A 24573-nucleotide genomic window follows, 5' to 3' on the forward strand; every position below is an offset into this window, starting at 1 on the left:
GATCATGCTGCTGAATCGGGAACAGAGCGGGAAACGCTGGCACCTGCGGCCAGATGGGGCACCCAAAGTAACTGGCCAGCTTCAATATCTGACGGATATGACGCTACCTGACATGATTCATGGCAGAGTATTGCGAAGCGAATATCCTTATGCTCGTATATTGTCTATAGATACTTCGGAAGCTGAGGCGTTGGAAGGTGTCTATGCGGTTCTGACCTCCAAAGATGTGCCTGGTCTGAATCGTTTTGGCATAGCGACCCCGGATCAGCCTGTGTTCTGCGAGGATATTGTACGTTATGTCGGTGACGCCATTGCAGCGGTTGCTGCGGACTCCCCGGAACGTGCGTCACTTGCGCTGGATGCGATCCGGGTAGAGTATGAGGAACTCACACCTCTGAATAGTACAGACGCTGCCTTGGCTCCAGGCGCACCAGAGCTTCATGAGCATGGTCCAGGCAATGTGCTGCATCGCACGGAGATCAAACGTGGAGATGCTGAGCAAGCTTTCGCCACGTGTGATCATATCGTGACAGAGACGTATTATACGCCTCGTCAGATGCATGCGTACATGGAGACAGAAGGTGGCCTGTTTGTCCCGGATGAAGAGGGGCGGCTGAATGTATACGCGGCAACGCAACATGGTTATAAAGACCGGATGCAGCTTGCGCGCATTATTGGCTGTCCTGAAGAAGATATTCGGGTGGTGTCTTCACCGATTGGTGGTTCATTTGGCGGAAAAGATGAACTTAACGTACAGCCTTATGGTGCACTACTGGCCTTGAGATGCGGACGTCCTGTGAAAATGCATAATTCACGCAAAGAATCCGTGCGTGCAGGGCTGAAACGGCACCCAATGAAGATTGAAATGCAGACTGGCATGAGTCGAGAAGGCATAATCCAAGCGCACCGTGTCCGCATTACAGCAGATACAGGAGCGTACGCCACACTTGGTGCACCCGTGCTGAACTTCTGTACCGAGCATTGCCTTGGACCATACGCCATTCCGAATGTGGATGTGGAAGGCGTATCTGTATACACGAATAATGGGCTGTCAGGTGAGTTTCGCGGATTTGGCGGGAACCAGGCGATTTTTGCCATGGAAGGTCAGATGGATCGGCTTGCAGCAATCATGAACATGGACCCTTGGGAATTCCGCAGACGCAATATGAGGGAAAAGAATGATCCCGGGCCGCTAAATCAACGGATTCTGGTCACAGATGGACTGTCCCAAGTATGGGAGGCATTGGATCGTTCCGAATTGTGGCAAAAACATCAAAGTCCCCCGGCAGATCCTTCTCTGCCGCCGTGGATCAAGCGCGGAGTCGGAGCAGCCATCGCCATGCATGGTGCAGGGCTAGGTTATGGCATTCCAGATCCTGCAGGAGGCCGCCTGTCCCTGAACAACGAAGGCAAGATTGAGGTGGCGTTCAGCTACGAGGAATTTGGTCAGGGGCTCGTTGCAACGCTGGAAATTATGTTATGTGATCTATTCCAATGCAGTACATCGGATCTCAGTATCATCATTGGAGATACGGATCGTGTGCCACACAGCGGATCAAGCACAGCTTCACGTTCAACAACGATGGCATGGATGGCTCTTCAACGATTGCAGACTCCATTTCGTTCCCGTGTTCTCGCTGTCGCGTCTGAAATGTACGGCGTTCCGGCAGATGAACTGGTAACAGGACCTGGTGGTGTATGGCGCAAAGGCCAGCTTCCTGCCGGAAGTTCAGAAGCGGAAACACCAGAAAAGGCTGAAAGAATTGAAGTGGCTGAGATCGTTGCGGTTGGGAATGAAAGTACTCAAATTGCTGAAAATTATTTAGGTGCATCTCAATACTTGGCGAAAGATGAAGCCCCTTCAGGCTTAGTGATCTCGTATGCCGAACTCGCGACGCAGGGCGAAGCCGATGAATGGATTTTCGATACAAAGTTTGATTACCCAACTACGCCGGACAATGTGGTAGGCGGGCATTATTTGTATACGTATGCGGCGGTTGCAGCAGAGGTGGAAGTAAATACATTGACAGGGGCAACCAAGCTACTTGATACACGCCATGTTGTTGCGGCAGGCCCAGTTATCAACCCTATGGGTTATATCGGACAGATTGAAGGCGGCAGTGTCATGGCGCTTGGATTCACGTTAACGGAGGATGCGGTCATGCAGGACAGCCGTTATGTAACCACGAACTTCGACACGTACCTGATCCCAACCATACAGGATATTCATACCAATCTGGAGGTTGAGGCTATTGAAGACTTACCAGAAGGTGATGCGTTTGGCCCTAGGGGGATCGGTGAGATTGGCTCCGTTGCGCTTGCGCCAGCCATAACAGCTGCAATTCATCAGGCAACAGGCGTATGGGTTAACCGTCTTCCTGTACCGAGGGAACAACTGGTCAGACCTTTAAATGTACCTTTGCAGGAAGGAGTGAGCCCATCATGAGTAAGCCACTTGAGAATCACTGGACAGCCGTTGTGAATGGCGAACAGAAACATCTGGAGATCGCGCAAACGACCCGACTTGTCGATGTGCTTCGGACTCATTTGCACCTAACGGGTACCAAAGTATCCTGCGAAGTTGGTCGCTGCGGTGCATGTATGGTTCTGATGGATGGAGAGCCCGTGAACTCCTGTCTTGTCATGGCTTATCAATGTGCAGGCAGTGACATTACGACCATTGAAGGCCTGCACGGCGAGGAGAAAGGCACTCTGCATCCGATCCAACAAGCTTTTGTGGAGGAAGGTGGCTTCCAGTGCGGCTACTGTACTCCGGGCATGGTGATCTCAACCAAGGCATTACTGGATGCACATCCTGAGCCTTCTCATGAACAGATTGAAACGGGATTGTGCGGGAATCTGTGTCGTTGTACCGGTTACGGTGGCATTATTCGGGCGGTACGCAAGGCAGGGGAACGTTGTGCGATAAGGGAAACGTCTGCCGAGGAAACCGTTAGTTGAACCGGGACAGGACGTAGACATAAAAACAAGGAGAATTGAAGAAACGTACTTTGAAAAAGCATCCGATACAGGAATGCTTTTTTTGTTTTTTAGGTTTTCTGCCAAGTACAGTCATCTAATGGGAGATGAAGTTCAAGGCCTGAATCTGGTCAGATAATGAACCGTTTTCGATTGGCTTCAATATTGGTGAGACGATGGAGTAATGTTGTTCAAAGTACTGGTACAAAAGAATTTCAAACATTCTCATTCACCATATATTTACAAATATTGGTGTGCGTGCTATGGTTAAAATGAAAGCGCCATCATGAATGGGTTCATTGACATTTCATTATCATATTTCACTTGGGAAGGAAGATGGAATTGATGAAAAATTTGCTCAAAAAAGCAACCGCAATGATGCTGGCATTGGTCCTACTGCTTGGATTAATGACAGCGCCCGTTCATGCAGACACACCATTGTTCACCATCGAAAGCGAAGATGCGCAGCTCACCCCGGATCTTCAAGTGGTTACTTCAATCTATGGGCAACCCAAGCCCGGATTCTCAGGGGCCGGATTTGTCTGGATGCAGAACTCTGGCACATTAACCTTCACAGTGACTGTCCCGGAAACCGGCATGTACGCGATCTCCACACGATATATGCAGGAGCTCAGTGCAGATGGCAGGTCACAAAATTTAATCGTGAATGGTGTTACGAAAGGGGCGTATATGCTGCCTTACACGACAACATGGTCAGACTTCGATTTTGGCTTTCACAAGTTGAATCAGGGTGCCAATACGATTGAGCTGAAGGCTGGATGGGGCTTCGCTTATTTTGACACTTTCACAGTGGATCATGCTGATCTGGATCCCCTGAATGTGCAGCCAGTTCTCACTGATCCTGAAGCTACACCGGAAACTCAAATTTTGATGAATTATTTAACGGAGGTATACGGAAACAACATTATTTCTGGTCAGCAAGAGATCTACGGAGGAGGGAATGACGGAGATTCGGAGCTTGAATTCGAATGGATTCATGATCTTACCGGAAAGTATCCGGCTATCCGCGGATTTGATTTGATGAACTATAATCCGTTGTATGGTTGGGAGGACGGTACAACCGATCGCATGATTGATTGGGTGAATAACCGTGAAGGTATTGCAACAGCTTCCTGGCATATCAATGTACCTCGTAATTTCAATACGTATGAGCTTGGGGACTTTGTGGATTGGAAAGAGGCGACCTACAAGCCAACAGAAACGAATTTTAATACAGCAAATGCGGTAATTCCCGGTACGAAAGAGTATCAATACGTGATGATGACCATCGAGGATCTGGCAGAACAATTGCTGATTTTGCAAGATAATGATGTGCCAGTGCTTTTCCGTCCGTATCATGAAGCAGAAGGCAACGGCGGGCTGAACGGGGAAGGTGCATGGTTCTGGTGGGCTTCGGCAGGCGCAGAAGTGTACAAAGAGCTATGGGATCTGCTGTATACCGAACTGACCGAGACGTATGGCTTGCACAATCTGATCTGGACCTACAACAGCTACGTATACAGTACTTCTCCTGCCTGGTATCCGGGTGATGATCAGGTAGATCTTGTCGGATATGATAAATACAATACAATCTACAACCGTTATGACGGTTTGTCAGGCGTACCGAATGAGGATGCAATTACCTCGATTTTCTATAAGCTTGTTGAGTTGACGAACGGTACGAAAATGGTAGCCATGACGGAGAACGACACGATTCCAAGCGTGAAAAATCTGACAGAGGAGAAATCAGGATGGCTGTACTTCTGTCCTTGGTATGGCGAGCATCTGATGAGTTCTGCTTTTAATTATCCGGCAACATTGAAAACGCTTTATCAAAGTGATTATGTCATTACGTTGGATGAGCTGCCGAATCTAAAAGTTAACAATCCTAACCCCAGTGCATCCATCACACCTGTAAACGTTGAATTTGACAAATACACACCCAATCAAAGCGACAAAGCCGTAACCGTTAATGCGAATGGCAATACGTTGACTGCTCTCCGGGCAGGCAATAATGCATTGACCGCAACGACGGACTATACTTTGAACGGAAGCACATTGCTGCTGAAAAAGGCATATCTGGCGACACTGCCAGTTGGCGAGCATTCGATTGTTCTGGATTTTAATCAAGGCCAGGACCCTGTGTTAAAAGTCAAAATTGTGGATTCAACACCGGGTACGAATGCTGTGATTTCTCCTGTGAATGCAACATTTGATAAAGCGACGAATCCCGCGCAGGATATTAACGTATCTCTCACCCTAAATGGCCGTCAGCTTACAAGCATCACGAAGGGGAATGCTACGCTTGTACCAGGTCAGAATTATACAGCGTCCAGCTCTGCTGTTGTACTGAACCAATCCTACCTTTCTACACTGCCGCTGGGCGAGAACGTATTAACCTTTCACTTTAATGGAGGCAATAACGCTGTACTTACATTGAATGTAGTAGACAGCACGGTTACTGTACCTGCCGGGGATTTGACGATCCAAGCGTTTAACGGCAATACGAGTGCATCGACCAACGGCGTCTCACCCAAGTTCAAATTGGTCAACTCAGGCAATTCGGCTATTCCGTTAAGTGATGTAAAACTCCGGTATTACTATACAATTGACGGGGAGGAAGCTCAGAGTTTCTGGTCCGACTGGGCCAGTATGGGTAGTGCGAATGTAACGAGTCAATTCGTTAAACTTGCGACTCCAGTAGCCGGAGCCGATCATTATCTGGAAGTGGGCTTTACAAGTGCTGCGGGGACGCTGAATGCAGGCCAGAGTGCAGAGGTTCAAGCTCGTTTTTCCAAAAACAATTGGTCGAATTACACCCAGACTAACGATTACTCGTTTAAGGCATCTGGCAGTCAGTTCGCAAACCATGATAAGGTCACCGGGTATGTGAACGGTCAGCTGATATGGGGAATTGAGCCGTAAAGGTTAGAAAGAACGTTTAGTGAGCTGGATCAGGGTTGAAACCTCTGATCCAGCTTTTTATTGTGTAGACGGTGTACACTCGTTAGATCGAATGTTCTTTCTCATGCTCAGTGCTCGACGATGTATCCATGTCTGTTAATATGCGATCTATTATCTTTTTCGTATGGCCCATAATGAACTGAAGAAGTAGACCCGCAAAACATACGGTTAGCAACGTTCCAATCCAGATCGGCCCACTGAGCTGAAACGCCAGAATCAAAAATACAAGGTAAATGAATGTTCTCGACATAAATAAAGGAGTTCGAGTGACTTCATGCAGGATTAATGTTAAGCGGTCAATCGGAATGGGTGCGAAATTAGTCTGTAAATAGATTGCTGTGCCGATACTGATGATTACTAAACCAATGACAAAAGTCATTAATTTGGTGTACCAAACTTCGGGCGTAATCAAGGAATCAGATACATAAAGCCAGATATCAATCCCGATACCTGTAATGAATGCGGTGATGAGCCCCAGAAGTTCGGGTTTTTGCTGCTTCAACAGCGAATTGAATCCGATTAATAGGAAAGCAATGATGACTTCCCAGCTTCCTACACTTAGGCCTACATTTTGGGACAATCCTACCAGCAGTGCGTCAAACGGTGAAGTACCCAGTTCAGATTGAATGGTAAAGGAAATACCAAGCGTTAAGATTAGAATTCCTGCGACAAAAAGTACATATTTCAATTCATTCAACCTCTTCTTTTATATTATGTTGCAAATACAACAAAATTGAGTTAGATTCAATGTAATACTTTTTTATTGCATTTGCAACAAATGATTAACTTGATGAAGGAATGTGATTATAGATGACGATTCGTATAGAGATATGTACCATTGAACAGGTGTGTGAACTGCGGGAGATTAGTTATGAGACGTTTAATGAAACGTTTAAAGCGCAGAATTCGCCTGAAAATATGAATGCTTATCTGGAAAAAGCGTTTAACCGGGAACAATTAGAAAACGAACTGTCCATGGCGGATTCACAATTTCTTTTTATTTATGTCGACAATCAAGTTGCTGGTTATATGAAGGTGAATATCAATGATGCTCAATCTGAGAAGATGGGGGAGGAATCCCTTGAGATCGAGCGGGTATACATTAAGAAAGAGTTCCAAAAACATGGGCTTGGTAAGGTGATGCTCCAAAAAGCCATAGAGATGGCAACTGAACATCACAAGACGAATATTTGGTTAGGCGTGTGGGAGAAAAATGAAAATGCCATCGCATTTTATGAAAAGATGGGTTTTGTACAGACGGGAGCTCATGCTTTTTACATGGGAGATGAGGAACAGATTGATTTTATAATGACCAAAAAGATATTGTAACTGGATCATCGAGGGAAAAGCTTGGGAGAAAAATGCTATTGAGCAGAATTCTTTCGGGCTTTTTTTATGTTTCGCCAGAACCGTTGAATCATAAAATGAAGAAATTGAAGAAGAATAATACATAATAAATATTATGTAAACTTATTATTTTCGATGACCTTCATAAGCTGTATCTATGGCTTTAGCAAAAGTTAAAGGCCTGATTAATACATAACTGGTAGTAATATTTTGCTCAATAATCGTGAAGGTAATAGGCTGATCTTAAGGATCATCATTACAATTTATTAGTTTATTTCTACGTTTGGACAGTCAGCCGAAAATCGTTTTCGTTCGTAGTTTGTTAGATAGCGTTACGTTCTTAATAATCAGTATATAAGTTGTATATACCTCATGTTAAAAGAACTTTTGCGCATAAAACAGACGTGTTAATTCACCATGTTGAACTATTTAGTTTTTTGAGCGGAAAATGGAAAATAAAATTAATATTCCAAGTGAGAAATCAGGAGGATTGGACTCTTAAAACCAGCCGAAAAAAGGAGCGAAATCGATCAATATATTAATTGGATAAATAAGGTATAAATCGTTAAAAAGGCGCTGCTACGCCTTTTATAGATCAATTTCATATGGATTTGCGATGGATTTAGTACCGCTTTCACGTTATGCTTTTGGAAATTGGAAAGGAAGTGGGAAAAATGGAACGCGAACTGGCGTTGGAAATTGTCAGAGTAACAGAATTGGCTGCGTTAGCTTCAGCACCCTGGATGGGACGAGGCGACAAGAACAGTGCAGATGAAGCGGCTACTTTGGCCATGCGCGCCATGTTCGATTCCGTGTCCATTCGCGGCACGGTGGTAATCGGTGAAGGAGAAATGGATGAAGCACCCATGTTGTACATCGGCGAGGAAGTGGGCAACGCTGAGGGCCCTGAGGTTGACGTGGCTGTAGACCCGCTCGAAGGTACAGAAATCGTGGCCAAAGGACTGAACAACGCTCTATCGGTTATTGCAGTGGCCGGAAAAGGTAACCTGCTCCACGCACCGGACATGTATATGGAGAAACTGGCGGTAGGTCCTGCGCTTGTAGGCAAGGTCAGCATTGAAGACCCGGTAGAAGTCACATTGGAGAAAGCCGCTGCCGCATTGAACAAAAACATCTCGGACCTCACTGTGATGATTCTGGATCGTGTGCGGCACGAGAGTACAATCAAGACGCTGCGCAAGGTCGGTGTGCGGATCAAGTTCCTCAGTGACGGTGATGTTGCTGGGGCGATGGCACCAGCCTTCCCGGAGGCGGGCATTGATCTGTATGTCGGATCTGGAGGAGCGCCAGAAGGTGTGCTGGCTGCCGCAGCGCTATCTTGCCTTGGGGGTGAGATTCAAGGTCGTCTGATGCCTGCCAACGCAGACGAATTCCAGCGCTGTTTGCAGATGGGAATTGATAATCCTTACAAAGTGTTAACGATGCAGGATATGATCGGCACGGAGGATGTTATTTTTGCCGCAACAGGTGTGACGCCAGGTGAGATCTTGGGAGGGGTACGGTATCTTGCGGATGATCGCGCCGAGACGGATTCGATTGTTATGCGTGCCAAAACCAAAACAATTCGGTTTATTCGTTCCCAACACTTCCTGCCGAACAAAGAAGTGCTGCACAAAGTAAGACAGCTCCAATCCACGCCAGAACCCTCGGATCGCATTCCGAGTCATGCGAAAACAATGGAGCAGGCTGAGTTTAGTCAATCCTCCGTTGATCTTGGCGTTACAACGACGTTGTGAGCTGCACTTCCCATAATTGAACAAATAGGATCAACTGAAATCGTTGTATTGAGTTTGATAAGTAACTTAAACCCTTAAGGTTACAGGGCATGGAGTTAAAGAAAGTACCATCTCTGGCAAGATAATAATGAGGGCCTGGTTTAACCCAAACCCTCATTATTTTTTGTGTTAAAAGCATTGACAACGGTTACATGGCATGAGAAAATGTACGCGCGTACATAAATATCGATTTTTAATTATTATATCATTTATAGGTGAGCTAGAAGGGGGGGAATATTCATGGCATCTCGTAAAGAAGTGGCTGATCTTGCGGGTGTTTCCGAGGCGACAGTCTCCCGGGTGCTTAATGGGGTAGGTCCTATTAAAGAAGAGACACGCCGCAAGGTTCTTGAAGCTTCCGAACAGTTAGGCTATGTGCCCAGCGCTCTTGCTCGCAGTTTTGCCAGAAGTAAAAGCGGGAACCTTGGCGTGGTATTACCTTATGTTCCGAAGGCGCATCTGTTCTCGGCGTATTTCTTCTCGGAAATGCTGAGTGGGATTGGAAGCAAAGCCAGAGACAATAGCATGGACCTGTTGGTTATGTTCCGGACACCCGGTGAAGTGATGAATTATACGGATCTATTCCGGCGTCAGAAAGTGGACGCCTGCATTATCCTTGGTGCCAGAGATGATCATGAAGAACTGGCGGCCATGCAGCAGCTTCATCAGGAAGGACACCCATTCTGTGTTATGAATCAGCACTTTGAGGGCCAATCGTTCACGGAAGTGGATGCGGATCACGTGGAAGGAAGCAGGCTTGCCATACGTCATCTTACGGATCAGGGATATCGCAAAATCGCTTTTCTCAATGGTCCGGACAGCTATTCCAACAGCCAGGAGCGAATGGAAGGCGTTCGTCATGGCCTGCAAGAAGTAGGTATGGAGCTGGACCCGAGTCTATTGCTTGAGGGGAATTATAGTAGACGAAGTGGCATTGAGGCGGCAGCGATTGTAGCAGATCGTCTACATGAGATTGATGCTGTATTTGCGGCCAATGACCGGATGGCCATTGGTGTCATGCATGGTTTGCGTGAGCGGGGAATAGGGCCTGCGGATTTTCCGGCATTTGTGGGTTATGACGACTCTGATGCCGCCGAGATGGCGGTTCCGCCACTGAGCAGCGTGAGGGTTCCATTTTTTGAAATGGGTGAACTTGCTGTATCGAAGCTTATGCATGGGTCTGTGGGTGAGACACATAAAGCGAATAACTCTGTTGTAGCGGTAACCGAATCAGCGAGAGCGTTGTTGCCTACCGAACTGATCATCCGTGCTTCTTCTATCCGTCAATAGTTTATTGGTACACATATTGAAAGACTTTTTATTATTCCAAAGGAGGAAATGACCATGTCAAATCGTCTTCGTGTCGGAATGGTTGGATACAAATTTATGGGGAAGGCCCACAGTAATGCCTATCGCAGTCTGCCGATGTTTTTCCCGTCTGCTCCGTTGCAGCCTGAGATGTCTGTGATCTGTGGACGTAACGAGCAGGGAGTTCAAGAGGCGGCGAGCCAGTTCGGCTGGTCCGAAAGTGTAACGGATTGGCGCGAACTGGTGAAGCGGGATGATATCGATCTGATTGATATTAACGCGCCAAGTGATGCCCATAAGGAAATTGCGTTGGAAGCAGCTCGTCAGGGCAAACATCTGTTTTGTGAGAAACCACTGGCCCTGTCACTTGCGGATTCGCGTGAGATGCTTCAGGCAGCAGAGGATGCTGGAGTCGCACATATGGTCGGGTTCAACTACCGTTTCTCACCAGCGGTGCAATTGGCGAAGGATCTGGTGGAGAGCGGACGACTGGGTAAGATCTATCATTTCCGTGCTTTTTTCTTGCAGGACTGGATCATGGACCCTTCGTTCCCGCTGGTATGGCGTTTGCAAAAAGAAGTGGCTGGTTCCGGTTCCCATGGGGATCTGGGCGCGCACTTAATCGATCTGGCTCGTTTCCTTGTTGGTGAATTTCAGGAAGTCATCGGCATGAGCGAAACCTTCATCAAAGAAAGACCACTTGCAGCGGAGATGACCGGGCTGAGTGCAAAGGGCAGTTCGAATGCGAATGCACCGAAAGGAGAAGTGACCGTCGACGACGCTACGTTGTTCCTGGCAAGATTCGCAGGAGGTGCGCTGGGCAGCTTCGAGGCTACACGTTTTGCAGCGGGGCATCGGAGTACAAACTCGTTTGAGATTAACGGCAGTCTCGGCAGTGTACGATTTGATTTTGAACGGATGAATGAACTGGAAGTCTATTTCACAAAGGATGAAGAGGACGTACAGGGATTCCGCCGTGTACTGGCAACCGATCCGGCACATAAATATGCTGAAGCTTGGTGGCCTGCCGGACATACGATTGGATTCGAGCACACGTTCACCCATGAAATGCTGGAGCTGGTAACAGCGATCTCTGAAGGACGCCAACCATCACCGAGTTTCCATGACGGGGTCGCTTGTCAGGCTGTACTGGAAGCGGTAGAACGTTCGGTAACAGAACGGCGCTGGGTGACGCTTGAAGAGATGTGAGCAAGCAAGACAGTGACGTCAGAAATAAGGTTGAACACATAAAACTAGGCGAAAGCGAGTGAATAAACGATGAGTAAAGCACTGATTGTATGGGGCGGCTGGGATGGACATGAGCCGGAGCAGGTAGCAGCGATTTTTGAACGTATTTTGAAGGAAGAACAGTTTGAGGTTGAAGTCTCAAATACGTTGGAGTCTTATGCGGATGCAGAGAAGCTGATGGGTCTGGATTTGATCGTGCCGTTGTGGACAATGGGACAGATTGAGCAAGAACTGGTCAATAACGTATCAGCGGCTGTTCAGAGCGGTGTGGGCTTGGCTGGTCTTCATGGCGGGATGTGTGATGCCTTCCGAAATAACGTAGACTGGCAGTTTATGACGGGTGGACAATGGGTTGCTCATCCAGGCAATGATGGTGTGGAGTACATGGTAAACATGAAGCGTGGCTCTAGCCCGTTATTGGATCATATTGAAGATTTTCAGGTGAAAAGTGAACAGTACTACCTGCACGTAGACCCGGCAGTGGAAGTGTTGGCAACAACTCGTTTTCCAGTAGTGACTGGTCCGCATGCGGCGAATGGCCCCGTAGATATGCCTGTTGTCTGGACGAAACGCTGGGGCGCGGGGCGGGTATTCTACAACTCACTGGGACACCATGCAGACATTGTAGACATGAAACCCGTGACTGAAATGATGCGCAGCGGATTCAAATGGACAGCAGCAGGCAAAGAACTTGCCAAGAGTCGAGTAAGTTCAGCAACCGAAGTGTACACAGGTATGGCGGACAACCAAAACTAATGAGATTGTAGTTGGATTGCAAACGTAACTTCAGTGTTAACCATTCATCCTCAACGGATAAACCATTTCTGATCCACGGCGAAGGGAGCCCCAGGTATGAAAACAATGAAAGTAGGCATTATTGGCTGCGGTAAAATCAGCGGTATTTATATGGAAAACTGTCACCGGTTCGAGGTGCTGGAACTTGTTGCTGTTGCGGATCTCGACCGGAAACGTGCCGAGGAGCAGGCAGCAGCCTATAACGTGCCTAACGTATACAGCGTCGACGAAATCTTGGCTGATCCCGAGATTGAGCTGATCATCAACCTGACGATTCCTTCCGTACATGCGGATGTATGCTTGCGGGCGCTTGAATCTGGCAAACATGTTTATGTAGAAAAACCGCTCGCTGTTACCCGTGAAGAAGGGCAGGCCGTGCTCGAAACAGCAAAGCGTAAAGGATTGCTCGTGGGCTGCGCGCCAGAGACGTTCTTTGGTTCAGGCATCCAGACTTCACTTCAATTGGTGGAGGAGGGAGTGATCGGCAAGCCGGTGGCGGCGACCGCATTTATGATGAGCCGTGGTCATGAGCACTGGCATCCCGATCCGGAGTTTTATTATGCCTCTGGCGGTGGGCCAATGTTTGACATGGGTCCGTACTATCTCACCGCATTGGTTCAACTTATGGGACCGATCAAGTCGATCGCAGGTATGACAGGTAAAGCCATGGAAGAGCGGACGATTACGAGTGAGAAAAAGAGGGGCCAGACGGTTCCCGTCGAAATTCCTACTCATGTTACCGGTCTGTTACAGTTTGAACAGGGAGCCATTGGCACACTGATTACAAGTTTTGACGTATTTGGCGGAAGTGCATTGCCACCGATTGAGATATATGGCACGCACGGTACATTGCAGGTACCTGACCCCAATACCTTCGGGGGTCCCGTTCGTTACCGTTTGTTAGGCGAACATGAATGGACGGAAGTTCCGCTTCTCCCAGGATATCAGGAAAATACACGCGGCATCGGTGTGGCAGATATGGCCTATGCAGCCCAAAGTGGACGTGCACACCGTGCGAGTGGGGAACTGGCATACCACGTACTTGAGGCCATGTGGGCATTCCACGATTCATCAGATGAGCAGACGTTCTACCAGATGAAAAGCTCGTGTCAGCGCCCAGCTGCATTGCCAGTGGATCTGCCATTGTATACATTGGATAAATAATAGCTATTATTGCTTATGTCATAACGAACAGCCCCTTTTCCTTCAAACAAGGAAAGGGGCTGTTTTTTATTAAATGGAGACTTTTAATTAAAATCTATATATAGCTATTTAGGGCTCAAATCCCGCCTGACTGATCCAAATCTCATCTTCGGCAAAAACGTTTTTCATCCACTGTACAACAGTCTGATACGCATCTGGATGATACCAATGCTCCATCCCCACTTCTTGATAGAGCGACTCCATGCCGAGTCGCCGGGTTCGCTTGCCCTCGCTGCCATCGCCCATGAAATAATCGTCAATGCATACACGCTGAACCAGAGGTCTCAAGATGGCTGCAAACTGTTCACTGCTGGGTAATACGGGAGCAATCGCAACCTGTGTCGGTATTCCGGCATCCCGCAACTGTTCCAATGCACGTAATCGGCCTGCAATTGGGGGAGCGGAAGGACTGAAATGCTTGCGCATATCGTCCAAATCCGTCTCCACCGTCATGCTGACCCGAACCCGGTCACCTAACTGCTGTAGCAGATCTATATCCCGGGTAACGAGTGGACTGCGGGTCTGGACTAATACAAAATCGGGCGGATACTGTAACATGGTTTCAAGCAATGAACGCGTGATACACTCCTTGTATTCGGCGGGTTGATACGGGTCGGTACTGGATGACATGAACAGAGTGACTTTCCCTTTGGTCAGGGCACGTTGCAACTCTTTGGCGAACACTCGGGAGGCCTCTTGTTTCACATCCACCCAGCTCCCCCAATCCTCTTTGCGAAATAAGGAAACAGGCATCTGTCTGACATAACAATAGGAACAACCGAAGGCGCAGCCTGTGTAAGGATTCAGCGTATGTGTATAGCCATTAAGGAACCCTGTCCCCTTGTTGAGTAACGTTTTGGGCACTTTGTAAGTAAGATTTGTCTTCATAAGTTCTCATGCCTTTCGCGGTAGTGTACAGGTGTGAGTCCTGTGTGTTTGCGAAATACAGTAATGAAATAAGCTGAGTTAGGTATACCGACATGGCGGCCAATATCGGTGACGGTAAGTCCGGTATGTTCAAGCAACTTCCGGGCTTCTGTGATTCGTTTATCCTGAATATATTGAACCGGTGTGCGGCCTGTAATCCGCTTGAACACACGATGCAGATGATAAGGACTGCCATGACTTACAGAGGCAAGGACATCCAAGGTTAGAGGTTCGGCGTAATGATGTTCGATGTAATCCGTGATCCCGTATATCCACTCCTGATCAGGTACCCGCTCGCCTGTAGGTTTACAACGTTTGCAGGGTCTGAACTTTCGTGCCAATGCTTCTTCAACATGTTGAAATATCAGCACATTTTCAGCTTTGGGTGCTCTGGACTTACAGGAAGGTCGGCAGAAAATGCCCGTTGTTTGCACACCGTAAAAGAATGTTCCATCATAAGAATTATCGTTGTTGATGATGGCATGCCAGTATTTTTCATCTATAGATTTGGGCAGTATGCGATCTTGATCTGGACTTTCCACGATGATCACCTCATCTCTAATTATACCCCTGATTCCAAGGGATTGACGAAGTTTCAACTTAAAAAGCAAGATATCAATATCTGGGATAAAGTACCTTCCTTCAATCTGAACGAAATATGAGCTACAATATACAGGATGGTATACAGGTTATATAGGTTCAACTAAACTTTCTACACGAGAACGGAGAGGACAGAAATAACGTGAAGAAGCGAAGCGTTCGCCTTTATCCCCGGATTTTTCCCTTTGAAGAAGGGAATTTAAAAAAATCTGGGGATAACAGCGATCGGAAGGTTATTCTGTCATCGGAGTGTAAGTGTAAATATTCTTTAGTTGAACTCATATAGAACTCAAATGAAATTTATAGATGAAAGAGGTAGGTAAGCATGGTTCGTTTTGGCGTAGTGGGTACCAACTGGATTACAGAAAGGCTTCTTGAAGCCGCAGTGCAGGTTGATGGATTCAAATTAGCCGCCGTGTATTCAAGAACTGAAGATAAGGCTAATGCATTCGCAGATAAATATGATGTTGAACACCGCTTCACCGATCTGGAAGAGTTGGCGGCAAGTGATGTGATTGATGCAGTCTACATTGCAACACCGAATACGGTTCATGCAGAGCAGGCTGAGCTTTTTCTGAGAAACGGTAAACATGTATTGTGTGAGAAACCTCTGGCTGCAAATAGCGCCGAAGTTCGGAGCATAATCGATACAGCACGAGAACACGAGGTTCTGCTCATGGAAGCGATGAAATCGACCCTTGTTCCCCAGTTCAAAATGGTGCAGAAGAGCCTGCATAAAATCGGTCCTGTCCGCAAATACGTAGCAGGATACTCTCAGTATTCTTCGCGTTACGACAAGTACAAAGAGGGGATCGTCCTGAATGCGTTCAAGCCTGAACTCGCTAATGGGGCGTTAATGGATCTCGGTGTGTATTGTCTCTATCCGTTGATTACATTGTTCGGTGCACCTAACCGGGTTCAGTCCCAAGCGATGATGCTGGAATCAGGCGTGGATGGACAAGGCAGTGTGCTTCTGGATTATGATGGCATGGACGCGGTCGTTACGTACTCCAAAATCTCCAACTCTCATGTCCCAAGCGAAATCATGGGGGAACTGGGTAGCATCATCATTGACAAGATTGGTTCACCTGAACATGCAGAGATACGATACAATGACGGTACGGTGGAGCAGCTCACAGTCGAACAAAACCATCCGGCGATGTATTATGAAGTGGAGGAGTTCGTGAATCTGGTTCAGGAAGGCAAAAAGGAGTCTGACATGAACACGTATGAACGCTCCTATGTTACGATGCAGGTCATGGATCAGATTCGGAAGCAGATTGGGCTTGTGTTCCCTAACGATTGATTCAAGCGCAGGAAAGGAAGTTGAGACGAGATGAGCAGAGATGAGCTGAGCAGAGATGAGCTGAGCAACAATGGAGAGCGTCAGAAGAACAGCCGAGAAGATCAGCAGTCCAATGAATCTGGTGGTTTGGAACTGAAACAAATTGTTTTCATAGGAAGAACCTTCGAGGAATATATGAAGATGTTCAACTTAACGGTGGACGAGATTAATGGCAGGTCCATTCTGGATTGTCCAGGTGGAGCGTGTTCGTTCAGTAGCCAGGCGCGCAAGTTGGGTGCTGATCCCGTGGCCGTAGATATTGCCTACAAATACGAGATCGACGAGCTTGAAGTAAAGGGATTTCAGGACATTGAGCATACGATGAAACAGATGGAATCGGTGCAAGGCATATATGTGTGGGATCAATTTGGATCAATCCAAGGGTTAAAGGAAGAACGAACTCGTGCCATCACAGATTGCGTCGCAGATATGAGAATGTTTCCTGACCGTTATGTAGCGTCTGTGCTCCCGGATCTACCCTTTGCCGATGAACAATTCAATCTGACGTTATCCGCCCATTTCCTGTTTACGTATGCGGATCGATTGGATGTTGATTTTCATGTTGCAACCATAATGGAGCTGCTGCGTGTGAGCAAACGAGAGGTTCGTATTTTTCCAACTGTGGAACTGTCTGGTGAACGTTACAAGCACATGGATGAATTAAAATTAATACTTGAAGAGCTTGGGTACACGGTATCCGAAGAACCAACTTCATATGAGTTTCAACGGAATGCTCACACCATGCTTCAAATTGTTAAACATAATCGAACAAGATAGGAGGTTTTTTGGATGAATAAAGTACTTATACTTGGGGGTACACGTTTTTTTGGTAAACGTCTGGTGGATCACCTGCTGTGGGAAGGGAAGTCTCAGATCACAGTCGCAACTCGTGGTAAAGCGGATGTTGACTTCGGACCCGAAGTCAACCGAATCAAGATGGATCGTGAAGACCCGGAATCTCTGGCAGAGGTTGCGCAGACAGACCTGTGGGATGTTGTGTACGATAATATTTGTTATTCACCGGATGCGGCGAAAGCGGCATGTGAAGCTTTTGCAGGACGAACCAAAAGATACGTTCTGACATCCACACTCTCGGTGTACGGTGATCCCAGACCTGGATTTAAGGAAACGGATTTTGACCCGTATACATATCCATTACAGTATGGGGGTGCGGAGGATTTTTCGTATGGAGAAGGCAAACGGCTTGCGGAGGCTGTATTTTTCCAGGAAGCAGATTTCCCGGTAGTGGCAATGCGCATCCCAATTGTACTCGGGATTGATGATTATACGAGAAGACTTCATTTTCATATTGAACATGTGCAAAAAGGAAAACCGATTGGCATGCCAAATCCGGATGCGGAGATTGGATTCATCAATTCCACAGAAGCGGCAAGATTTCTCGCGTGGCTTGGACATTCGTCCATTACCGGTCCGGTGAATGCAGCTTCCAAGGGTGCGATTACGCTGTCAGCCATGATACATCTGATCGAGACGGTCACGGGCATGCAGTCCCAGATCCTTAAGGAAACTGTGAAAGAAGACATGTCACCCTTCGGGATCGAGCAATCATGGACGATGGAGACGACCAAGGCAGAACAAGCAGGTTATACGTTCGAACCTCTGATGGACTGGTTCCCGGGACTCGTTCGTGAGGTCGCTCTTGCATTACAGTCGGAGCGGTAGAAATATCGGCATGTATGGAACTGAATGAAACGCCGAACCTGAATGAACCTGACGAACCAACCGGTTCGGACGAACGGGTCATTCTAACGAATGAATATCAAACAGGGTGCAACCAGAGCGTAATCTCCGGTGCACCCTTTTTATGTTGTACATTTTTCGAATTTGAACGGGACCTAATCCAGATAAGTGGGACTAATCATTTACACGATAATATTTAGTTAACTCACGTGCTTAACTCTATTTTTGCTCACGTGGAGCAGCAGCCGAAGCCCGTATGCGCAGTTCTGATGGTAGAATAACGGTTTGGGCCTCGGAAGGGGCCTTGCCCTCAATTCGGTCAATCAGCATCTGTACCCCTCGAAATCCAAAATCATATGCGGGCTGTGCAGCTACGGTCAGAAAAGGGTCAAAGGCGGAAGCCAGATCCAGATCGTCGAAACACACAACAGAAATGTCTTCTGGTACACGCAGTCCTCGTTTGCGCAAAAGCCGAATGACCCCAATGGCCAGCATGTTGTTGGCGGCAAAAATGGCTGTTGGTTGATCCGGTTGAGAGAGTAGTCGATCCAGTCCCTCTTCATCGCTGAAATCCCGGTATCCCGTTCGAAGCACAAGCTCGGGATCGATATCAGCTCCGACCTCACGCAAACCCGCTATATAACCTTCCTCCCGCAGTCTGGCGGTAGAAACCTCCGAAGAACCATTGACCAGTGCAATGCGCCGGTGCCCCAATTGCACCAGATATCGGATCAGTTCAATTGCGCCTTCCCGGCTATCTCCGGCAATGATATCTGACGTAATGCCAGGTACGGTGCGGTCCAGAAAAACAAACGGAATGTGACGTTCCTGCAGCTGTTTCAGATGTTGGAGAGAACGATCTCCCGCTGGGGCAAAGAGTACACCATCCACGCGAGTAGACAGAATCGCATCTACGTAATCCTTTTCCTTATTGTAATCCTCGTCGCTATTGCCGAATAAAAGACGGTACCCACGAAGATGGGCTGCATCTTCAGCACCACGCGCCAGTGTTGTATAAAAAGGATTGGTAATATCCGTAATGAGCAGGGAGAGCATCTGGGTTCGTTGAAGCACAAGGCTGCGTGCATTGGAGTTCGGGATGTAACCCAGTTCGTCGATCACCTGTTGCACACGTTCACGTGTCGCGGAACTTATGCGGCCTGTATGATTAATGACCTTGGAGACCGTCATGGCGGAGACGTTGGCTTTTTTGGCAATATCGTAAATGGTAATCATTAGAATCTAACCTTTCCGCAACATAGTCTTACCATTCTATAGGATAATGCCAATTGACAGCAAGATAGGCTCATGCTATGTTAGGGTTACCGATAACCCTAAAGGGTTCTGAACGTCTTTACTACATAAACCATTTTGTTAAATTTGCTCATGCACGTTCCATTTTCTTGAATAGAGGAACTACATACATAGCTAATTAATGAAGTGGTTTATTGGTATTTTTTCAAATATGTAAACGCATTCAATAACAAGTAAGGCTCTTGATAATCTGTGTATGTAACTCGTGCGCGCCACTCGGGTATCGGTTGTATTTCCGTCAATTATCTCAATCCAATCACACTGCACATGGATCAGACAGAAGGTTTCTCAATTCAACCCAAATTCTATGAAACGAATTGAAGGAGGACATTCCAGTATGACACATCAGGATTATCGTTATAAGCAGGCTTTCCCCAAGATTGGTATTCGTCCCACGATTGATGGAAGACGCAAGGGTGTTCGGGAGTCACTGGAAGAGCAAACGATGCGGATGGCGACATCTGTTGCCGAACTGCTTGCAGCTGAACTGCGTTATCCTGACGGCTCCGCGGTAGAGTGTGTTGTGGCCGAGACCTGTATTGGCGGAGTTGCCGAAGCTGCCGCAGCATCAGAACTATTCAGCCGTTCCAACGTTGGCGTAACGATCACCGTGACACCATGCTGGTGTTATGGTACGGAAACGATGGATATGTCACCATCCACTCCAACAGCTATCTGGGGGTTTAACGGAACTGAACGTCCGGGTGCTGTATATCTGGCGGCAGTTCTCTCTGCCCATGCACAGAAGGGGATTCCGGCCTTTGGGATCTATGGAGAGGATGTTCAGGACGGAGGGGATATAACAATTCCCGATGACGTGCGTGAGAAATTGCTTCGGTTCAGCCGTGCGGGTCTTGCAGCCGCGACCTTGAAAGGGCAAGCCTATCTGTCCATTGGATCGGTATCCATGGGGATTGCAGGCTCAATTGTGAACGATTCATTTTTTCAGGAATATCTGGGCATGCGCAACGAATATGTGGATATGAGCGAACTCACTCGTCGTATCGAAGAAGAAATCTACGATCCTGAGGAGTATAAGCTCGCACTGGCCTGGGTGAAGGAGAATTGTAGTGAAGGTCCGGACAACAATGCTGCCCATCTGCAAACGGATCGCAAACGCAAAGAGTACGAATGGGAAACCGTTGTGAAAATGACCCAAATCGTGCGTGACTTGATGGCTGGCAATCCAAGATTGGCAGAGCTTGGTTTTACAGAGGAATCGATGGGTCACCACGCGATTGTATCCGGCTTCCAGGGACAACGGCAGTGGACGGATCATTCACCTAACGGAGATTTTCTGGAGTCGATATTAAACTCTTCCTTTGACTGGAATGGCAAACGTGCGCCTTATCTGGTTGCAACGGAGAATGACAGCCTGAACGGGGTATCGATGTTATTCGGTTCGCTGCTCACACATACGGCACAGATCTTTGCTGATGTGCGTACGTATTGGAGTCCGGATTCGGTACAGCGTGTGACGGGGCACCAGTTGGAAGGAAACGCAAAGGATGGCATTCTGCATCTAATCAACTCCGGGTCCGCAGCTTTGGATGGCACTGGGCAACAGTCCAGAGATGGTAAGCCTGTACTCAAGCCATTCTGGGAAATTACAGATGAGGAAGTTCAGGACTGTTTAAAAGCAACATCGTGGAGACCGGCATCCGTAGAGTATTTCCGCGGGGGCGGCTATTCAGCGGATTTCCTGACCAAAGGTGGCATGCCTGTAACGATGACACGTCTGAATTTGGTTAAAGGACTGGGACCAGTGTTGCAAATCGCTCAGGGTTACACAGTCGATCTGCCTGAAGATGTGCATGATACGCTGGATCAGCGGACAGACCCAACCTGGCCATCCACCTGGTTTGCACCTGTTCTAACCGGATCTGGAGCGTTTACTTCCGTATACGAAGTCATGAATCAATGGGGCGCCAACCATGGCTCCATCTCGTATGGACACATCGGTGCTGATCTGATTACACTCGCTTCTATGCTTCGCATTCCGGTAAATATGCATAATGTACCTGAAACGGAAATTTTCCGTCCGCGTGCATGGGGATTGTTCGGCACAAGTGAGCCGGAGAGTGCAGATTACCGTGCTTGCAGTGTATTTGGTCCGTTGTATCGTTAAAATAAAGTTCCATTCCTGTCAAACGCCATGTTCCTTATGAAATGAGGTAACATGGCGTTCTCTTGAAAGCTGTGTTCAGAACTCGAATACGGCTTATCGCGTAGAGTTAAGGAGGCTTGAAAAAATGGGCGATCAAGCAACACATGTGCTTGCTGCCGATTACGGCGCTGGGAGTGGACGCGTAGTCCGGGGTTCTTTTGATGGAAGCAGACTCTCGTTACAAGAAGTGCATCGCTTCAACAATGAACCCGTGCAGCTGGGGGACGGATTGTATTGGGATTTCTTGCGACTTTTTCATGAATTAAAACAAGGCATTGTGAAAGGGACGCAAGGCATCTCTCCATCGGTCCGTTCTATAGCAGTGGATACGTGGGGAGTGGACTATGGACTGGTGGATGGTGCAGGAAGGTTGTGCTCGAACCCGCGTCATTATCGGGAAACACGCAATGCACAGTGGATGGAAGAAGTTCTGCACATGGTGAAAGAAGAAGAACTGTACTCCATGTCCGGCGTTCTGCCGCAGCAGATCAATACAGTATTTCAACTGCTAGGCAGTGTACGAGAGCAGACCGAAGGTTTGCGTCCGGATGTGCGCATGTTATTTATGCCGGATTTATTTCACTATTATCTGTCTGGTCAGCAGGCTTGTGAGTATACGATTGCAAGTACCAGTGGGCTGTTGCATGCAGGCGAGGCGCGTTGGAATGAAAATCTGATCGGGCGTCTCGGTATACCGGAAACATTATTTCCAAAACTCGTTCAACCCGGTACCGTGCTGGGTGATTTAACAAATGAGTTGTGCGCCGAGTTACGGACTGGACCGCTGCAGGTAGTCTCTGTGGGATCACATGATACGTCATCTGCCTTGGCAGCGATTCCTGCGATGGATTCGGATTTTGCTTTTATCAGCTGTGGAACTTGGTCTCTTATGGGTGTGGAGCGTGATACACCTGTATTGGATGACCGAAGTCGTGCATTAGGATTCACCAATGAAGGGACGGTAAGTGGAAAAGTACGTACCCTGAAAAATCGTTCAGGCTTGTGGCTGCTACAGGAATGCAAACGGCAATGGGAGCGGGAGAATCAACCTTTTACACATGAAGAACTGATTCAATTGGCTACCTTGGCAACGCCGCATCAAAGTTATGTATCGCCGGGAGATGGCGTGTATTTGGCGCCAGGAAATATGTCTGAACGAATACGGCAACAATGCAGTCTCACTGGACAGACTGTGCCTGAAACGACTGGAGCGATTGTACGCTGCATTCTGGAAAGTCTTGCACTGGAATTCAGACAGACGCTGGATGAACTGCAGTTGGTTACAGGTACAAGACCTCGTGTCATTCATATGGTTGGTGGTGGTGTACACAATCGACTATTATGCCAGTTTACAGCTAATGCAGCTGGTGTCTCGGTGGTGGCAGGCCTGGCAGAGGCGACTTCAGCCGGGAATTGCATGCTGCAATTCCTTGCGCATGGAGAAGTGAGTAGCTTGGCCGAGGTACGGGAGGTCATGTCTGCTTCCTTTTCCCCCGAGACCTATGAGCCTGAGGATACAGAGCTGTGGCAGGAAGCTTATGAAAACTACCAAAGTCTAAATCAAATCAAAAGGTAATAAATAGATTCAATGCAATGAGCATTGACGCAAAATGCTAAAAAGAAAAGTATGAGGAGTGGTGAGCAACATGTCTGAACAACAAGTAAGGGAAGAGTTAACGAAGTATGCTCGGAGAGCAGTTGCTCAAGGACTGGTGGTCGGACCCGGTGGGAATCTGAGCGCTCGCTCTGGCGGAACGATGTTGTTGTCTCCGAGCGGTTATGCACTTGAAGACCTGGAACCGGACGAGTGGATTGCTATTGATATCGAGACAGGAGAGACTCGTGCGGGATCAACACGTCCGTCTTCCGAAGTATTAATGCATCTGTACAGTTATCGTGTGAATCCTGATATCCAAGCCATTGTGCATACGCATCCGGCATATACGATCGCACTTAGTCTCGTTTTCGATGAATTGCCACACTTGTTCCCTGATCAGTCCGCCTTGGTAGGTGATATCGGATTTGTTCCATACGTTCTGCCAACGACGAAGCTTCTTGCCGATGCAGTCTCAGCAAAGGTAGAAGAACATACGGCACTCATTCTCGTCAATCACGGATTGGTTACGACCGGTAAAAACCTCCGCGAAGCCTATTACCGCACTCAGGTGGTGGAAGAAAGCGCGAAGGTATATATGATCGCCAAGGCAGCGGGGGAACCCAAAGTGTTAACCGCTGAAGAATATAAGGAAATTCAATCGCTTGAAAGTGAAGCCTACCGTGTGCAGTTATTGCAACAACTCAAGTCTTAATCGGAGATTAATCATTCGTCAAAACATGACATGAAACTGGACAATCCACTATTTTTCTCGACAACTATTGCATAACCTGAAATACCGAGTATAATACTTGGTAAATAGAACGAAAAGGGGATGCAATAAACGATGAAAACACATGCTGAATTGAACTCACTTCTTGTTGACGATTATCTGGATCTCCTGAACATTGCGAAACAGCTGGGTGATGACGAATGGAAAGATGCTATTCTGCAAGCATTGAAGGAAGAAGTCGATGCGAATCATCATCTGGATTCTAAAGAGGTAAGACAGGATTTATGGATTCAATTTGAAGGCATTAATGAACAAATGCATGATCTGTTAATGCAACTGAAGCATGCCGACAGTCCTGAGGAGAAAGAGCAGATTATTGAAATGATCTGGGGATTAAAAGTAGACCGTCATGCGATCACACGTAAACTTGAAACCATGAGCCGTGCCAGCGCTGGGCATCAATAAGCTCTAGGTTGATTATACATTGAAAACCCGCGTGTTTCCTGGGATTATCCCCTAGGTAGCACGCGGGTTTTGTTTTTGCTTTAATTG

Annotated in this window: 20 protein-coding genes; 16 read left to right on the forward strand and 4 right to left on the reverse strand. The window is 47.5% G+C overall.

Annotated elements, in window-relative coordinates:
• Positions 1 to 4 precede the first annotated feature (4 nt).
• The 3 genes from QF041_RS02950 (at position 5) to QF041_RS02960 (ending at position 5904) form a co-directional block, all read left to right on the forward strand.
• A complete protein-coding gene (locus tag QF041_RS02950; RefSeq protein WP_307411677.1) occupies positions 5 to 2446 on the forward strand; it encodes a molybdopterin cofactor-binding domain-containing protein in 2442 nt (813 codons plus the stop codon).
• Positions 2443 to 2961 carry a (2Fe-2S)-binding protein gene (locus QF041_RS02955; protein WP_307411680.1) on the forward strand — a complete coding sequence of 173 codons (519 nt, stop codon included), beginning with the start codon at positions 2443 to 2445 and terminating at the stop codon, positions 2959 to 2961. Before QF041_RS02950 ends, QF041_RS02955 begins: the two co-directional genes overlap by 4 nt.
• 363 nt (positions 2962 to 3324) lie before the next feature.
• Positions 3325 to 5904: a X2-like carbohydrate binding domain-containing protein gene (locus tag QF041_RS02960; RefSeq protein WP_307411683.1), complete on the forward strand. Its 2580-nt coding sequence runs from the start codon at positions 3325 to 3327 to the stop codon at positions 5902 to 5904.
• Between the two features lie 82 nt (positions 5905 to 5986).
• On the opposite strand, the gene QF041_RS02965 is transcribed toward QF041_RS02960, so the two are convergent.
• Positions 5987 to 6631, reverse strand: a complete 645-nt coding sequence (locus QF041_RS02965) for a YczE/YyaS/YitT family protein (RefSeq protein WP_307411686.1) — start codon at positions 6629 to 6631, stop codon at positions 5987 to 5989.
• A 122-nt stretch (positions 6632 to 6753) separates the two neighbouring features.
• Here QF041_RS02965 and paiA point away from each other — a divergent pair, with 122 nt between their 5' ends.
• From paiA to QF041_RS02995, 6 genes are all read left to right on the forward strand, one after another.
• On the forward strand, positions 6754 to 7272 hold the full coding sequence (gene paiA, locus QF041_RS02970; RefSeq protein ID WP_307411689.1) for a spermidine/spermine N(1)-acetyltransferase: 519 nt from the start codon (positions 6754 to 6756) through the stop codon (positions 7270 to 7272).
• 692 nt (positions 7273 to 7964) lie between these two features.
• Positions 7965 to 9047, forward strand: a complete 1083-nt coding sequence (glpX, locus tag QF041_RS02975) for a class II fructose-bisphosphatase (RefSeq protein WP_036613775.1) — start codon at positions 7965 to 7967, stop codon at positions 9045 to 9047.
• A gap of 279 nt (positions 9048 to 9326) precedes the next feature.
• Positions 9327 to 10376, forward strand: a complete 1050-nt coding sequence (locus QF041_RS02980; RefSeq protein ID WP_307411693.1) for a LacI family DNA-binding transcriptional regulator — start codon at positions 9327 to 9329, stop codon at positions 10374 to 10376.
• 54 nt (positions 10377 to 10430) lie between these two features.
• Entirely contained in the window at positions 10431 to 11603 is a 1173-nt protein-coding gene (locus tag QF041_RS02985) for a Gfo/Idh/MocA family protein (RefSeq protein ID WP_307411695.1), read from the forward strand.
• A gap of 69 nt (positions 11604 to 11672) precedes the next feature.
• Positions 11673 to 12398: a ThuA domain-containing protein gene (locus QF041_RS02990; protein ID WP_076217226.1), complete on the forward strand. Its 726-nt coding sequence runs from the start codon at positions 11673 to 11675 to the stop codon at positions 12396 to 12398.
• A 96-nt stretch (positions 12399 to 12494) separates the two neighbouring features.
• Entirely contained in the window at positions 12495 to 13601 is a 1107-nt protein-coding gene (locus tag QF041_RS02995) for a Gfo/Idh/MocA family protein (protein ID WP_124115171.1), read from the forward strand.
• 108 nt (positions 13602 to 13709) lie between these two features.
• On the opposite strand, the gene QF041_RS03000 is transcribed toward QF041_RS02995, so the two are convergent.
• Both QF041_RS03000 and QF041_RS03005 read right to left on the reverse strand, forming a co-directional pair.
• Positions 13710 to 14528 carry an SPL family radical SAM protein gene (locus QF041_RS03000; protein ID WP_307411701.1) on the reverse strand — a complete coding sequence of 273 codons (819 nt, stop codon included), beginning with the start codon at positions 14526 to 14528 and terminating at the stop codon, positions 13710 to 13712.
• A complete protein-coding gene (locus QF041_RS03005) occupies positions 14525 to 15109 on the reverse strand; it encodes a bifunctional transcriptional activator/DNA repair enzyme AdaA (protein WP_307411704.1) in 585 nt (194 codons plus the stop codon). The genes QF041_RS03000 and QF041_RS03005 overlap by 4 nt, the downstream gene beginning before the upstream one ends.
• Positions 15110 to 15492: 383 nt before the next feature.
• Between QF041_RS03005 and QF041_RS03010 the strand changes: the two genes are divergently transcribed.
• The 3 genes from QF041_RS03010 to QF041_RS03020 are packed head-to-tail and all read left to right on the forward strand — an operon-like array spanning position 15493 to position 18195.
• Positions 15493 to 16473, forward strand: coding sequence for a Gfo/Idh/MocA family protein (locus tag QF041_RS03010; protein ID WP_307411707.1), 981 nt, complete (start codon positions 15493 to 15495; stop codon positions 16471 to 16473).
• Positions 16474 to 16503: 30 nt separating this feature from the next.
• Entirely contained in the window at positions 16504 to 17289 is a 786-nt protein-coding gene (locus tag QF041_RS03015; RefSeq protein ID WP_307411711.1) for an SAM-dependent methyltransferase, read from the forward strand.
• A gap of 12 nt (positions 17290 to 17301) precedes the next feature.
• The gene (locus QF041_RS03020) at positions 17302 to 18195 is read left to right on the forward strand and encodes a Rossmann-fold NAD(P)-binding domain-containing protein (protein WP_307411713.1); all 894 of its coding nucleotides are present in this window, start codon (positions 17302 to 17304) and stop codon (positions 18193 to 18195) included.
• 237 nt (positions 18196 to 18432) lie between these two features.
• Here the strand turns inward: QF041_RS03020 and QF041_RS03025 are convergent, their stop codons facing one another.
• On the reverse strand, positions 18433 to 19449 hold the full coding sequence (locus QF041_RS03025; protein ID WP_307411715.1) for a LacI family DNA-binding transcriptional regulator: 1017 nt from the start codon (positions 19447 to 19449) through the stop codon (positions 18433 to 18435).
• 415 nt (positions 19450 to 19864) lie between these two features.
• Here QF041_RS03025 and QF041_RS03030 point away from each other — a divergent pair, with 415 nt between their 5' ends.
• The 4 genes from QF041_RS03030 (at position 19865) to QF041_RS03045 (ending at position 24486) form a co-directional block, all read left to right on the forward strand.
• Complete coding sequence (locus tag QF041_RS03030) at positions 19865 to 21655, forward strand: L-fucose isomerase (RefSeq protein WP_307411718.1); 1791 nt, start codon at positions 19865 to 19867, stop codon at positions 21653 to 21655.
• A gap of 124 nt (positions 21656 to 21779) precedes the next feature.
• Positions 21780 to 23270 carry a rhamnulokinase gene (locus QF041_RS03035; protein ID WP_307411720.1) on the forward strand — a complete coding sequence of 497 codons (1491 nt, stop codon included), beginning with the start codon at positions 21780 to 21782 and terminating at the stop codon, positions 23268 to 23270.
• Positions 23271 to 23340: 70 nt separating this feature from the next.
• Positions 23341 to 24003 carry a class II aldolase/adducin family protein gene (locus tag QF041_RS03040; RefSeq protein ID WP_076328589.1) on the forward strand — a complete coding sequence of 221 codons (663 nt, stop codon included), beginning with the start codon at positions 23341 to 23343 and terminating at the stop codon, positions 24001 to 24003.
• A gap of 132 nt (positions 24004 to 24135) precedes the next feature.
• Positions 24136 to 24486 carry a hypothetical protein gene (locus QF041_RS03045; RefSeq protein ID WP_036613800.1) on the forward strand — a complete coding sequence of 117 codons (351 nt, stop codon included), beginning with the start codon at positions 24136 to 24138 and terminating at the stop codon, positions 24484 to 24486.
• Positions 24487 to 24573: the final 87 nt, after the last annotated feature.

The organism is Paenibacillus sp. W2I17, assembly GCF_030815985.1.
In the GTDB taxonomy this organism is placed as follows: domain Bacteria; phylum Bacillota; class Bacilli; order Paenibacillales; family Paenibacillaceae; genus Paenibacillus.